This window comes from Micromonospora sp. WMMD1274 (assembly GCF_049179035.1).
In the GTDB taxonomy this organism is placed as follows: Bacteria; Actinomycetota; Actinomycetes; order Mycobacteriales; family Micromonosporaceae; genus Micromonospora; species Micromonospora tulbaghiae.
On the sequence record NZ_JBMHMG010000001.1, the window covers coordinates 4941477 to 4954573 of the forward strand.

Below are 13097 nucleotides of genomic sequence, written 5' to 3' on the forward strand. Positions count from 1 at the left end.
ACGGGTGCGCGGCGGTCCGGAACCGGCCCGGTACCCTCGGATGGTGTCTGCCTCCTCCTCCACCCCGCGATCCGACGGGCGCCGCGTCGCCCTGCTGACCCTCGGCTGTGCCCGCAACGAGGTCGACTCGGAGGAGCTGGCCGCCCGGCTGCACGCCGACGGATGGCAGGTCACCACCGACGGCGAGGGCGCCGACGTGGTGGTGGTGAACACCTGCGGGTTCGTGGAGAAGGCCAAGCAGGACTCGATCCAGACGCTGCTGGCCGCCGCCGACACCGGCGCCAAGGTCGTCGCCGCCGGGTGCATGGCCGAGCGGTACGGCCGTGAGCTGGCCGACAGTCTCCCCGAGGCGCAGGCGGTGCTGAGCTTCGACGACTACCCGGACATCGCCGCCCGGCTCGACTCGGTGCTGGCCGGCGAGGCGATCGGCGCGCACACCCCCCGCGACCGGCGGGAACTGCTGCCGCTGACCCCGGTGAAGCGCCGCGACGCGGCGGTGTCGCTGCCCGGGCACGGCACCCCGACCCGGGTCGCACCGGAGACCGACGCGCACACCCCGGCCCACCTGCGGCAGGTGCTGCGGCACCGGCTCGACACCGGCCCGGTGGCCTCGCTGAAGCTCGCCAGCGGCTGCGACCGGCGGTGCGCGTTCTGCGCCATCCCGGCGTTCCGCGGCGCGTTCGTCTCGCGTACCCCCGACGAGCTGCTCGCCGAGGCCGAGTGGCTGGCCAAGACCGGCGTACGGGAGCTGGTGCTGGTCAGCGAGAACTCCACCTCGTACGGCAAGGACCTGGGCGACCCCCGCGCGCTGGAGAAGCTGCTGCCGCAGCTCGCCGCGATCGACGGGATCGTGCGGGTCCGCGCCAGCTACCTCCAGCCCGCGGAGACCCGGCCCGGCCTGGTCGAGGTGATCGCCACCACGCCGGGCGTGGCCGCGTACTTCGACCTGTCGTTCCAGCACTCCAGCGAGCCGGTGCTGCGCCGGATGCGGCGCTTCGGCTCCACCGACCGGTTCCTGGAACTGCTCGCCTCCGCCCGCGAGCTGGCGCCGGACGCGGGCGCGCGCAGCAACTTCATCGTCGGCTTCCCCGGCGAGACGAAGCAGGACGTGGCCGAGCTGGTCCGGTTCCTCACCGAGGCGCGGCTGGACGCGATCGGCATGTTCGACTACAGCGACGAGGACGGCACCGAGGCCGCCGGCCTGACCGGCAAGGTCTCCGCCGCCACGATCAAGCGGCGGTACGACAAGCTCAGCGCGCTGGCCGACGAACTCTGCTCGCAGCGCGCCGAGGAACGCCTCGGCGCGACGGTGGAGGTGCTCGTGGACTCGACCGCCGACGGCGTGGTGGAGGGGCGAGCCGCCCACCAGGCGCCCGAGGTCGACGGCTCGACCACGCTCGTCGCGCCCGTCGGCGGCGGCGTGGATCTGGCCGCGTTGCGCCCCGGCGACCTGGTCCGGGCCACTGTGACCGCGACCGAGGGTGTCGACCTGGTCGCCGTACCGGATGAGATGATCTCGGCGGCGCCCGGCGCGGTACGGTGACGGCGGGCCCGGACGGAGCGGGGAAGCCACGTGGGGCGATGCGGGACATGACGGGAGCGGAGTCGACGGCGGCTGCCCCCGTACCGCTGCTCAACGCGGCGAACCTGCTGACCGGCGCGCGCCTGGTGCTGGTGCCGGTCTTCGCGGCCACCGTGATCGCCTCCGGTATGAGCAACGCGGGCTGGCGTACGGCCGCCTGCGTGATCTTCGTGGTGGCCTCCGCGACCGACCTGGTCGACGGCTGGATCGCCCGCCGGTACGAACTGGTCACCTCGCTGGGCAAGGTCGCCGACCCGATCGCCGACAAGGCGCTCACCGGCGCTGCCCTGGTGCTGCTCTCCTTCTACGACCGGCTGCCCTGGTGGGTGACGGCGGTGATCCTGGCCCGCGAGCTGGGCATCACCGGGCTGCGCTTCTGGGTGATCCGGCACGGGGTGATCGCCGCCAGCCGGGGCGGCAAGGTCAAGACCGCACTGCAGATCCTGGCCATCACCTGGTACCTCTGGCCGATGCCGGAGGCGCTCGCCGCGATCGGGCCGTGGATCATGGGAGCGGCCGTGGTGGTCACCGTGGTCACCGGGTTCGACTACATCGCCCAGGCGTTGCGGCTGCGCCGCCCGGCCCGTTGAGCCGGTCGGCGGGTCCGTCGATCCGGGCGGCGGACGAGTAAGCCGGCGCGGTGCGGGAAATGGGGGCGGGCATGGACACCGACGCGAGAGACCACCGGCCCGCCGGCAGCCCGGCGGCCGCCGTGGTGCACCGGCTGCACGAGTGCGGCGAGACGCTGGCCACCGTCGAGTCGCTGACCGGCGGCCTGCTCGCCGCCGCGATCGTGGAGATCGCCGGGGTCAGCTCGATCTACCGGGGCGGCATGGTGGTCTACGCCACCGAACTCAAGGCGACGCTCGCCGGCGTACCGGAGGACCTGCTGGCCGACCGCGGCCCGGTCGACCCGGACGTGGCGGCCGCGCTGGCCGAGGGCGGACGGCAGCGGTGCGGCGCCGACTGGGGCCTGGCCACCACCGGTGTGGCCGGGCCGGAACCGCAGGACGACAAGCCGGTCGGCCTGGTCTACGTGGCGGTCGCCGGGCCGGACGGCACGCAGGTGCGCCGGCTCGACCTCGACGGCGGCCGCGACCACATCCGTTCGGCCGCGGTGATCGAGGCGCTGCGCCTGCTCGCCGACCGCATCCAGCTCCCCCAGGACGCCGGCGCGCCCGATCCGGCCGGGGCCGGCCACCGGTGAGCCGGCGTCACACCGGCACGCCCGGCGGCGGGACCGCCGGACCGGCCGATCCGCCCGGATTGGGGAGGCGGGGTGGGATGTCGTCGTGGCGACCAACGGGTACGGTTGCGGGAAGGCTCCGGCGGTCGCCGTCGGCGCCGGAGCGGTCCGCCGCGTCCGGCGCGACGCGAACGGCCGGGGATGGTGGTCCCGCTCAGGGGGAGGTGCGATGGTCCTGCTACGCCGGGTGATCGGTGACGCGCTGCGCGCACGCAGGCAGGGGCAGCACCGCACCCTCCGCGAGGTCTCCTCCGCGGCCAACGTCAGCCTCGGCTACCTCTCCGAGATCGAACGCGGCCAGAAGGAACCCTCCAGCGAGTTGCTGGCCGCGATCTGCGACGCGCTCGGCGCCCGCCTGTCCGAGCTGCTGCGCGAGGTGAGCGACACGGTCGCCCTGGCCGAGCAGATGCCCGGCGTGCTGGTGCCGGTGGCCGACGAGCCGGCCCCGGTGGCCCCGGCCGCCGTCCGCAAGGCGACGAACAGGGGTGTCCGCCAGGTCACCTCCGACGGCGGGGTCGCCGTCCAGGTCCGGCAGGACTCGCCGCTCAAGGCCACGCTGCGCAGCACCCGCGTACGCCCCGCCGAGCGGGATGTGGTCTGCGCCGCCTGACCCCGGCCACGGCGTCGTGGGCAGTGCTGGCGTTCGCGTCGTACTGTTGATCAGGAGCGTACGGGTGCCGGAGTGGCGTCCGGCTGGGACGATGTAGGCGCGACGCTACTGAGGGGACGAGGCGGAGATGGCGAACCCGTTCGTCAAGGGTTGGAAATACCTGATGGCGCTCTTCGGCGCGAAGATCGACGAGCACGCCGATCCGAAGGTGCAGATCCAGCAGGCCGTCGAGGAGGCGCAGCGCCAGCACCAGGCGCTGGTCCAGCAGGCGGCGGCGGTGATCGGCAACCAGCGCCAGCTGGAGATGAAGCTGTCCCGGCAGATGACCGAGGTCGAGCAGCTCCAGGGCAACGCGCGGCAGGCGCTCGCCGTGGCCGACCAGGCCCGGGGCCGGGGCGACGAGGCCGAGGCCGGGCGCTACGAGCAGACCGCCCAGATGCTCGCGACCCAGCTGGTCTCCGCCGAGCAGGCGCTGGAAGACCTCAAGACGCTGCACGACCAGGCGCTCGGCGCGGCCGCACAGGCCCGCAAGGCGGTCGAGAACAACTCGATGATCCTCCAGCAGAAGCTGGCCGAGCGCACCAAGCTGCTCAGCCAGCTGGAGCAGGCCAAGATGCAGGAGAGCGTGGCCCGCTCGCTGGAGTCGATGTCGTCGCTCACCGCGCCCGCCAACACCCCCTCGCTGGACGAGGTACGCGACCGGATCGAACGCCGTTACGCCACCGCCATGGGCCGGGCCGAACTGGCCGGCAACTCGGTCGAGGGCCGGATGCTGGAGATCCAGAAGGCCACGCTCGACTCGGCCGGATCGGCGAGACTGGAACAGATCCGGTCGAGCATGGCCGGCGAGCAGCTCGGCAGCCGGTCCGAGACCCCCGCCGTGGGGCAGCCGGCCGACCCGGCCGCCGCCGCCCGGCTCGACGAGATCCGGGCCAGCATGAGCCGGGAACGCGGCACCGGGGAGACCACGACCGGCTGACGGAGGGGCGGACACGATGGCGGACGAACGGGCCCGGCACTTCCGGAGACTGCGCAGGCTGCGCAACTCGGCGCGGCGGTGGAGCGTGCTGGCCGGAGGGCTCGGCGGCGCCGCCGCGGTGCTGACCCCGTACGCCGGACTGGGTCTGGCGGACGCGGCCTGGGCCGGCGCCGCGGGCAGCGCGATCGCGGTGGCCGCCTGGCGCTGGGTCGACCACCGCGCGCTCGCCGCCGTGCCGCCACCGCCCGCGCTCGACCCGGCCGAGGCCGCCGCCCGCTCCCGCGCCCGGCTGGTCGCCGCCGTCGAGCGGCTGCCCGTCGGCCCGGGCGTCGTGGCCGAGGTACGCCGGGTCCGTTCCCGCCTCGCACTGCGCGGCACCGCCGCGGCCGAACCGTGGGCCCGGCTGGACCGGGCCGCGCTCACCCTGGCCGGGCTGGCCGGTCGGCTCACCGGGCTGGCCGAGCCGGCGGTCCGCGAGGCGGCCGAGGCCGACCGGTCCCTGCGCGAGTTGGCGACCCGGGTGGCGGGCGTGGAACGCGCGGCGAAGCTGACCCCGCAGAGCCCGCTGAACGAGGTGCACGCAACGCTGGTGACCCAGTTGGAGGACGGGGTGGCCGCGTACGAGCGGCTGGTGGTGGCCGCCGCCGGTTACGTGGCCGAGGACGCACGCCCGAACACCGAGCACCCGGCCGCCGCGCGCCTGACCGAGGCCACCGACCTGCTGCACGGCGTAGCCTCCGCCCTGGCCGAACTCCGCACCCCGCTGCGCGCCCCCTGACAGCCCTCCCTGCCTCGCTGTCTCCCCGGCCCTGCTCCCGGCCCTGCCCCCGGCCCTGCTCCCGGCTCTCCCCGTTGATCAAGGAGTTTGTGTCCTCCCACCGCCCGGATCCGGACACAAACCCCTTGATCACCTGTGCGCCCTGGCGCCCTGGACCGGCCGGCCCGCCCGACCTGCACGATCATGAGGTTGACGGCACTTTTGATCTCCATTCCTGCCGCCAACCTCATGATCACCGGGTTCCTGCCGGGCGCGGCGGCGCGCCGTCCGCCGGCCTCTCCGCTCTCTGCGCTGTCCGCTCTCTCCGCTCGCCCCCGTGATCAAGGAGTTTGTGTCCGGATCGGACTCGCTACAGGACCCAAACTCCTTGATCACCGGGCGAGGGCGGGGCCGAACGCCCGGGGAGCGGGGGCCCCGGCTGGGTGATCATGAAGTTGGCGGGGATGTTGATCTCTGAAACTGCCGCTAACTTCATGATCAACGCCGAGGGAGAGGGGTGGGTTAGGTGGGGGTGGTTTTGGGGGTGGGAGGGGTCCAGGGGGAGGTGCCTACGACGTTTGTGGCGCGTACCCGGTAGTGGTAGGTCGCACCGCGGGCCAGGCCTGTGTTGGTGAAGCCGCGGCCCGTTACGTGGAACGTCGCCGGGTCGCGGGTGAAGGCGGCGTCGGTGGCGCGCTGCACGATGAACCCGGCACCCGGCCCGGCCGGCGTCGGCGCCGACCAGCTCACCGTCACGGTCGCGGTGTCCGGCCCGGACACGCTCGCGGTGACGCTCACCCCGGTCGGCGCGGCCGGCCGGGCCGGGGTGGTCACCGCGGCCACCGTGGACCAGGGGGAGGCGGCGCCCAGGTACGTCGTGCGTACCCGGTAGTAGTAGGTGGTGTCCGGCGCGACGGCCGGGTCCACGTGGGCCTCGCCCACGGCGATGGCCGTGGTGCCCGGACCGCTGGTGAACGTGGGGTTGGTGGCCCGCTGCACGTCCACTCCGGTGGCGAACGAGTGGTTGGCCCAGCGCAGCGCCACCCGCAGCGGCGCGGTCGGTGGCAGCACCGCGGTCAGCCGGGTCGGCGCGGCCAGGTGCACCGCCGCCGGTACGGCGTTGGACCAGGACGAGCAGCTCACCGCGTTCTCGGCCCGGATCCGGTAGTGGTAGGTGACGCCGGGGGTGACAGTGGCGTCGGTGTACCGGGTGGCGGTGGCGGCCACTGTGATCTCGGTCAGCCCGGTGGTGAAGGTGCTGTCGGTGGCGCGTTGCAGCCGGTGGCTGGTGGGTACGGGCCGGCTGCCGTTGCCGGTCCAGGTCAGCGCGATGGCGGGTAGTGCGGTGGCGCTGCCGGGCGCCGGGGTGGCGGTGAGCCCGGTCGGCGCCTTGGGCGCCACGCGCAGCACCAGCGGGCGGCTCATGCCCTGGTCGCGCAGTCCGGCGGAGCGGGTCTGCCAGCGGTACTCCCAGCCCAGGTTCACCAGCTGGTTGACCACGACCGCGGGACGGCCGTCCACCGGGCTGACCGGGCCGGCGTCCAGCCGTGCGCCGGCCGGGCGGGTCGGGTCGAGCAGCCGTACGCTGTCGCCGATCTTGAACGGCAGGGCGGGCGGTACGGGACGCAGCGCCACCACGACGTCCTCCCGGGGGTTGACCCGGACGGTGTCCTTCCACCCCAGCTCGCCCGGGTCCGGCGGGCGGACCGTGCCGTCCCAGCCGACCCGGTTGACCAGTTGCACGTCGCAGCCCTCGATGTGGACCGGGTGGGTACGCGGGGCGTCGCCGACGATCCGCCAGAGCTGCGTGCCGTCGCCGGGCGCGCCGACCGCCACGGCCGGGTCGGTGGCGTGCAGCACCTCGGTGGCGGGGTCGGCCGGTCCCAGCGGCAGGGTGGCCGGGGCGAGTGGCCCGGCGACCGGGTGGCCGACGCCGAGCCGTCCCACCGCGCGGCCGTGCCGGGCCTCGAACACCTGCCCGACCGACTTCACCGCCAGCGGCAACGTGACCGGGGCGGTCGCGCCGGCCGGGGTGAACGTGACCGAGGTGGCCCGCGCGGGAACGAGCGTCGGGCGCGGGGTGGAGGTGCCGATCGCGGCGTCGTACGCGGGTTGCGGCACGATCGGCGGCGGCTGGCTGCGGGCGTACGCCCCTGGTAGCCGGTCGGCGAGCCGCCGCGTGTCGTACGGCTCGGCCGGGGTGCCGGTGACCCGGATCTGGAGCAGGGTACGGGTGTTCGGGCCGTAACCGGGGCGGGCCGGCGGCAGGCCCCCGGCGGCGGTGCGGTCCGGTGCGCCGGTGTGGTGGTCGTGGCGCGGGTCGAACCGGGGCAGCGGCGCGGGGCAGTCGTTGTAGAGGATGAGCGTGCTGCCCGGGGCCACTGTGGAGAAGTCCACCACCACGTCGGCGCGTTCGCCGGGGGCGAGCAGCAGCGCGTGCCCGTCCACGTTGAGCACCGTCGGGTCCTGCCTGTCGTACCGGTAGTCCACCGGCCGGTTGGTCAGCACCACCGGGGCGGGGAGCAGGCCGCCCTCGTTGCCGATCTGGATCATCTCGGGTCCGGCGGCGGCCGGGTCGGGCACGCCGCCGTCGCGTCCGTCCGTCGGCCAGTAGGCGGGCCGCCCCGGCGCGCGTACCGCCTCGACCATGGGCACCTCACCGGCGTCCGGGTCGGCCGGGCTGCCGTCGGGCGCCCACATCGGCGCGTCCGAGGCGGCCCGGTAGAGCTGGAGGTTGAGCGCCCGGTCCGCACAGGCGTTGAGGATCCGGAACCGGTACGCCCGTGGCGCCACCTCCAGGTACGGGTAGGCCACGCCGTTGACCAGCGGGGTGTCGCCGTACGCGTCGGGGACCGCCGACGGGTGCGGGACGCCCGGTACCAGCGGCGGCTCGTCGGGGTCGGTGTCGGGGTCGTGGTGCGGGTTCGGCACCGGCGCGACCCACGGGCTGGCGCCGCCGTCCGGGTCGTGGGTCCACGGCCCGTAGTCCCAGCGTCCGGTCGGGTTGGTGCCGGTGAGCCGGTACGGGTTCTGCCGCGGCTGGTAGACGTGCGGGTGCCAGAGGCTGCCCTTGGCGCCCCAGCGGTCCCGGTCCCAGGTGGGGTCCTGGGCGGCGAGCTGCGCGTCGTCGGGTACGAACGTCTTGTCCTCGATCACCAGCGGGAGCTGGTCGGCGGGCAGCACGCCGTCGTCGACGAGCCGTTCCTCGGCCGGGTCGGTGAGCAGGTAGAGCGCGATCTGCCCGGAGTAGACGGTGAGCCGGGACAGGCCGAGCGTGTTGTCGTGCAGCCACATGAGCCGGCCGCTCTGGTCGTTCGGGAAGTACAGCGTGGTGGCGCCCGCGCCGGGCGGCGGCATGTCCGGCACCGGCGTCAGACCCACACCCGTCGGGTACGGGGTGATCTCACCGGCCGGGGTCACCCACTGCCACGGGTTGCCGGCGCTGATCCACCCGGTCTGCGCGCCGGACAGGTGCGGCACGGCCCGGTTCTGCGGGTACGGCGCGGGACCGTCGAGCGGCCCGTCACCGGCGCCGTCGACTGTCTCGTCGACCGGCAGGAACAGCTCGCCGGCCCGTCCGGTGGGGAGCTGGTTGATGAACTTGATGCGCACCGGGCGGCCCCGCCGGGCCACGATCATCGGGCCGAGGTGCCAGGGGCGGCCGGGCGGGCTGACCGTGTTGTGCCCGGAGGGGTCGGTGCCCAGGTTGAGCTGGCGGTAGCCGCGCAGCCGGGTGGCGGGCAGGTCGCGGTGCAGGCGCTGCGCGTACTCCTGGAGGCCGATCTCGTAGTAGTCGCAGCCCGGCCAGGTGATGGTGTCGGGGACGGCGACGGGCAGGCGGGCGCCGAGCCCGGCGGTGGCCGGCTGCCCGGGTAGCGGCAGCGGGTCGACGAACTTGCGGATGCCGGTGCCGGGGACCGGGTGGCCGTCCGGGTCGAGCGTGGGCAGCGGGCTGGCGGCGGTGTTCGGCACCGGGCCGAACAGGCGCGGGACGGCGGCCGGGTCGAGGCTGGCCGGGGCCGGGCCGCCGCCCGGTTCCTCGTCGCCGCCGCGAGCGGCCGGAACGGCGGGCGCGACGGAACCGGCGGGCGTCGGGGCGCCGGCGGGCACGGGCGGCGTGGTCTCCTCGGCGACGACGGCGGCGATGGCGGCGCGGTCCGGACGTCCGGGCCGGCTGCGGCGGAACAGCACCATGGCTCTCCCCGGGTCGGGGCGCGCCGGCCGACACCCCGGCGTGGCGGGCGTACGCGCTGCTGACGATCCGTGAGCGGTCCACCGCAGCATGCGACGTCACAGGGGTGAGGCGGAAGTACCCAATCGTCCCTATCTCGGCCGATCTTGGGCGTTTGGTGGAAGTTCCACGCCGGGCTGGCAGGCCGGGCACCAGTAGGTGACCCGTTCGCCCAGTTCCTCCTTGCGGACGGCGGTCCCGCAGCGGCGGCACGGCTGCGCCCGGCGGCCGTACACGTAGCTGGTGCCACCCCGGTGCAGCACCCCCGTGGTGCTCTGCGTCCAGCGGCCCCGGTTGGCCGCCAGCAGCCGCTGGGCCAGCGCGACAGTGCCGGGCAGGTCCGGCACCGCGCCGACCGGCGTCCACGGCGACACGCCGCGCAGGAACAGCACCTCGCACTTGTAGAGGTTGCCCACCCCGGCCAGGTTGCGCTGGTCGAGCAGCGCCTCGCCGATGGTGCGCTCCGGGTCGGCGGCGAGCCGGCGGACCGCCTCGTCCGCGTCCCAGTCCGGGCCGAGCAGGTCCGGCCCGAGGTGGCCGACGAGCGACTCCTCGTCGGCGGTCGGCACCAGCGCCAGCTCGTGCAGGTGGTAGCCGACGGCGACCGCGGCGGGGGAGCGCAGCACCACCCGGATCAGGTGCGCCGGCCGCGCGGTCCAGCGCTCACCCGGGGCGTACGCCCGCCAGGCGCCGTCCATCCGCAGGTGCGAGTGCAGCGTCCAGGGCTCGGCGTCGGTGCCGGTCAGGCGCAGCAGCAGATGCTTGCCCCGGCTCGCCGACTCGCGCACCGTCCAGCCGGTCAGGTCGGTGGTGGCGAGCTGTGGCAGGCGGAAGTCGGACCCGGTGAGCCGGGCCCCGGCCAGCGCGCGTTGCAGGACGCGCGCGGTGTTCCAGACGGTGTCGCCTTCGGGCACCCCGCCATTGTCCCCTACCGAATGGAATTCGCATGTGTCGCTATTTGTACTGAGGTTCCACTTGATCTGCGGAAACGCAACGATCAGGGGGTTCTGAGGAGAATGCTGATGGCACATCTACGACGTCGTACCGTCGTCGCCCTGACCGCCCTGCTCACCGTGGCCGCCGGCCTGCCCGGCACGCCCGCGCAGGCCGCGCCCCCGCCCACCGCCGCACCGGCACGCGCCGCCGCGCCCGGCTCCGAACGCTGGTCCGTCGACCTCGCCGTCGCCGGCGGCGACGACGTCAACGTCGCCTGGCGGTCCGGCCGTCTGCGGCTGGCCGACCCACGGCCCACCGCCCGCACCCGCCCGGCCGCCGTCGCCGGACCGGTCGCCGAGGGCATCCTGCTCTCCGCGCCGCGCACCCTGGACCGGCCCGCGACCCGGGTACGCGCACAGCTCGCCGCGCGCACCGGCGACGGGGGTACGGCGGTGGCCCAGGTACGCGGCTGGCGTGCCCGCAGCTGGACCGAGTGGCGCGACGCCACCGAGGCGGTGTTCGACCAGCCGGTCAGCCGGGTCCAGGCGCGCGTGGTGCTGACCACCAGCGACTCCGCGTCGGAGGCCACCGTCACCGGGCTGACGCTCGCCGCCGACTCGGTCGCCACCACGGCGGTCCAGCCGGCCGCCGCGCTCAAGTACCGGGTGTACGCGACCCGGATCGGCCTGGTCGGCGGTATCACCGCCAACGGGCACACGGTGCGGACCCGGGACCACTTCGCGGCGCTGCCCACCCGGCGCGGCCTGTCCCCGCGCGGCACCGGCGACTACACGGTCAAGGTCTGCACCACGAGCGGCAGCCGCTGCGAGTACGCCCCGGTCTGGGACGTCGGCCCGTGGAACACCCGGGACGACTGGTGGAACCCGGCTTCGGTCCGGGAGAACTGGAAGGACCTGCCGCGCGGGAAGCCGGAGGCGCAGGCCGCCTACCAGGACAACTACAACGGCGGGCGGGACCAGTTCGGCCGTACCGTGCGCAACCCGGCCGGACTGGACCTGGCCGACGGGACGTTCTGGGACGGGCTGCGGCTCACCGACAACGCGTGGGTGGACGTGACGCTGCTGTGGACCGGCGGCGGGGCGCGGGCCGTTGTCGGCTCCGGGCCGCTGAACCTGCGCGCCGGGGCGAGCACCTCGTACGCGAGCCGAGGGCTGGCCGCCACGTACGCCCACGTGCCGGTGCAGTGCTACGTGACCGGGCAGAAGATCGCCGGTACGTACCGCACCACGACGAGGTGGTACCGCCTGGTGGGCGGCAACTACGTCAGCCACGCCTACCTGTCCTCGATCTACGGCGGCACAGTCCCCCGCTGCTGACCCGTGCCGCCCTCCCCTCGCCGACCTCCTCCGCGATCTTGCAGTTTCGGCCCTCTCGCCGGGGCATTCGCCCTTTGTGCCGGGGCATCAACTGCAAGATCGCGGGGGGAGGCGGGGTCAGGGGTTGGTGATTCTGATCAAGGCGCCTGGGGTGGTTTGGAGGGTGTCGGCGGCTCGGCCGGTGTTGACCGCTACGGCCACCAGGCCGGCGGAGTCGACGTAGACCACCAGGGCGCCGGGTTCGGCGTCGCCGAACGTGCGGCCGTGCACCGCCTCGTGGCCGTTCACCAGGACCCGGGACGGCAGGCCGTCGAGCAGCGCGCCCGGCGCGGCGAGTTGGACGTTGCCGAAGTGGTCGACGGTCAGCACCTCGGCGGTGAGGCCGCCCGGCTCGGCGCGTACCACCGGTTCCGGCAGCCGGACCAGCGCGCCCGGGTCCACTGCCGGTCCCGCCTCGCCCGGCGGCGCGCCGAGTGCCAGCCGGGCGGCCACCGGCGCGAACACGTCCCGCCCGTGGAACGTGCGGGACACGGCCGGGCCGAGCCAGTCCGGGTTGGTCAGCTCCACCGCGGCGGTCACCCCGCCGAGCGCCTCCGCGGCCGGGACCAGCAGCCCGTTGTCCGGCCCCACGAGCAGCCCGCCGGGCGCGGCGAGCGCGATCCCGCGCCGCGTCGTGCCGACACCCGGGTCGACCACCGCCACGTGCACGCCCCACGGCAGGTACGGCACCGTCTGCGCGAGCACCGCCGCGCCCCGGCGTACGTCGGCCGGTGGGATCAGGTGCGTCACGTCGATCACCCGGACGGCCGGGGCGAGCCGGGCCAGCACCCCGTGGCACGCGGCCACGAACCCGTCGGACAGCCCGTAGTCGGTGGTCAGCGAGACACACCGAGGGGTGCCGTTCACTTGTCGCCCGCCGGGGGCAGGTGCCGCGCCAGGCGCAGCTCGTCGTGCAGCGGGATCCCGTCCGCGCCGACGTGCGGAATGGCCGGCTTGACGGCTCGGGCCCGGTCCACAGCGCCCGCGTCCACCGCGACGATCCGCAGCCCCCGGCGCTGGTAGAAGCGCAGCGCGCCCAGGTTGTCGTTCGTGGTGACCAGCCAGATCCGGTCCGCCCCGGCAGCGGCGGCCACCTCCTCGGCGGCGGCCAGCAGGGCGCTGCCGGCCCCGGTGCCGGGCGTCGACGCGGCCAGGCTCACCACTTCCAGCCCGTCGGTGTCGACCCGGTACACCAGCGCACCGGCGAACGCGCCGCCGTCGTCGGCCGCCACCAGCGCGGGCAGGTCACGCAGGTCGTAGCGGGTGTCGTGGACCACCACGACCGGCCCGCCCCACTCCCGCTCGTGCAACGCCGTCAGCGCGGCGCGGTCCTCGTCGCGCGCCTGACGTACCCGGATCGAGGCCACCGGCACACCCTAC

Annotated in this window: 11 protein-coding genes; 7 read left to right on the forward strand and 4 right to left on the reverse strand. The window is 74.8% G+C overall.

The features are described from left to right. The first annotated feature begins 40 nt into the window (after positions 1-40). From rimO to pspM, 6 genes are all read left to right on the forward strand, one after another. Entirely contained in the window at positions 41-1543 is a 1503-nt protein-coding gene (gene rimO / locus ACN27D_RS23535; protein WP_421500004.1) for a 30S ribosomal protein S12 methylthiotransferase RimO, read from the forward strand. A 47-nt stretch (positions 1544-1590) separates the two neighbouring features. Beyond that, positions 1591-2172 carry a CDP-diacylglycerol--glycerol-3-phosphate 3-phosphatidyltransferase gene (pgsA, locus tag ACN27D_RS23540; protein WP_358170475.1) on the forward strand — a complete coding sequence of 194 codons (582 nt, stop codon included), beginning with the start codon at positions 1591-1593 and terminating at the stop codon, positions 2170-2172. 59 nt (positions 2173-2231) lie between these two features. Continuing rightward, positions 2232-2789 (forward strand): CinA family protein, encoded by a 558-nt coding sequence (locus tag ACN27D_RS23545; RefSeq protein WP_252453971.1) that lies wholly within the window; start codon positions 2232-2234, stop codon positions 2787-2789. 208 nt (positions 2790-2997) lie between these two features. Continuing rightward, the gene (locus ACN27D_RS23550) at positions 2998-3438 is read left to right on the forward strand and encodes a helix-turn-helix domain-containing protein (RefSeq protein WP_121684125.1); all 441 of its coding nucleotides are present in this window, start codon (positions 2998-3000) and stop codon (positions 3436-3438) included. A gap of 127 nt (positions 3439-3565) precedes the next feature. Then, on the forward strand, positions 3566-4417 hold the full coding sequence (locus tag ACN27D_RS23555) for a PspA/IM30 family protein (RefSeq protein WP_013284702.1): 852 nt from the start codon (positions 3566-3568) through the stop codon (positions 4415-4417). Between the two features lie 16 nt (positions 4418-4433). Further along, positions 4434-5195: a phage shock envelope stress response protein PspM gene (pspM, locus tag ACN27D_RS23560; protein ID WP_120571087.1), complete on the forward strand. Its 762-nt coding sequence runs from the start codon at positions 4434-4436 to the stop codon at positions 5193-5195. Between the two features lie 501 nt (positions 5196-5696). Here the strand turns inward: pspM and ACN27D_RS23565 are convergent. Beyond that, positions 5697-9368 carry a fibronectin type III domain-containing protein gene (locus ACN27D_RS23565; RefSeq protein ID WP_421500005.1) on the reverse strand — a complete coding sequence of 1224 codons (3672 nt, stop codon included), beginning with the start codon at positions 9366-9368 and terminating at the stop codon, positions 5697-5699. Between the two features lie 129 nt (positions 9369-9497). Next, positions 9498-10319 (reverse strand): DNA-formamidopyrimidine glycosylase family protein, encoded by an 822-nt coding sequence (locus ACN27D_RS23570; protein WP_421500006.1) that lies wholly within the window; start codon positions 10317-10319, stop codon positions 9498-9500. A 108-nt stretch (positions 10320-10427) separates the two neighbouring features. Here ACN27D_RS23570 and ACN27D_RS23575 point away from each other — a divergent pair, with 108 nt between their 5' ends. Continuing rightward, positions 10428-11678, forward strand: a complete 1251-nt coding sequence (locus ACN27D_RS23575) for a hypothetical protein (protein ID WP_421500007.1) — start codon at positions 10428-10430, stop codon at positions 11676-11678. 117 nt (positions 11679-11795) lie between these two features. On the opposite strand, the gene ACN27D_RS23580 is transcribed toward ACN27D_RS23575, so the two are convergent. Next, the gene (locus ACN27D_RS23580; protein WP_421500008.1) at positions 11796-12584 is read right to left on the reverse strand and encodes an SAM hydrolase/SAM-dependent halogenase family protein; all 789 of its coding nucleotides are present in this window, start codon (positions 12582-12584) and stop codon (positions 11796-11798) included. Continuing rightward, positions 12581-13084: a GNAT family N-acetyltransferase gene (locus tag ACN27D_RS23585; RefSeq protein WP_421500009.1), complete on the reverse strand. Its 504-nt coding sequence runs from the start codon at positions 13082-13084 to the stop codon at positions 12581-12583. The genes ACN27D_RS23580 and ACN27D_RS23585 overlap by 4 nt, the downstream gene beginning before the upstream one ends. Positions 13085-13097: the final 13 nt, after the last annotated feature.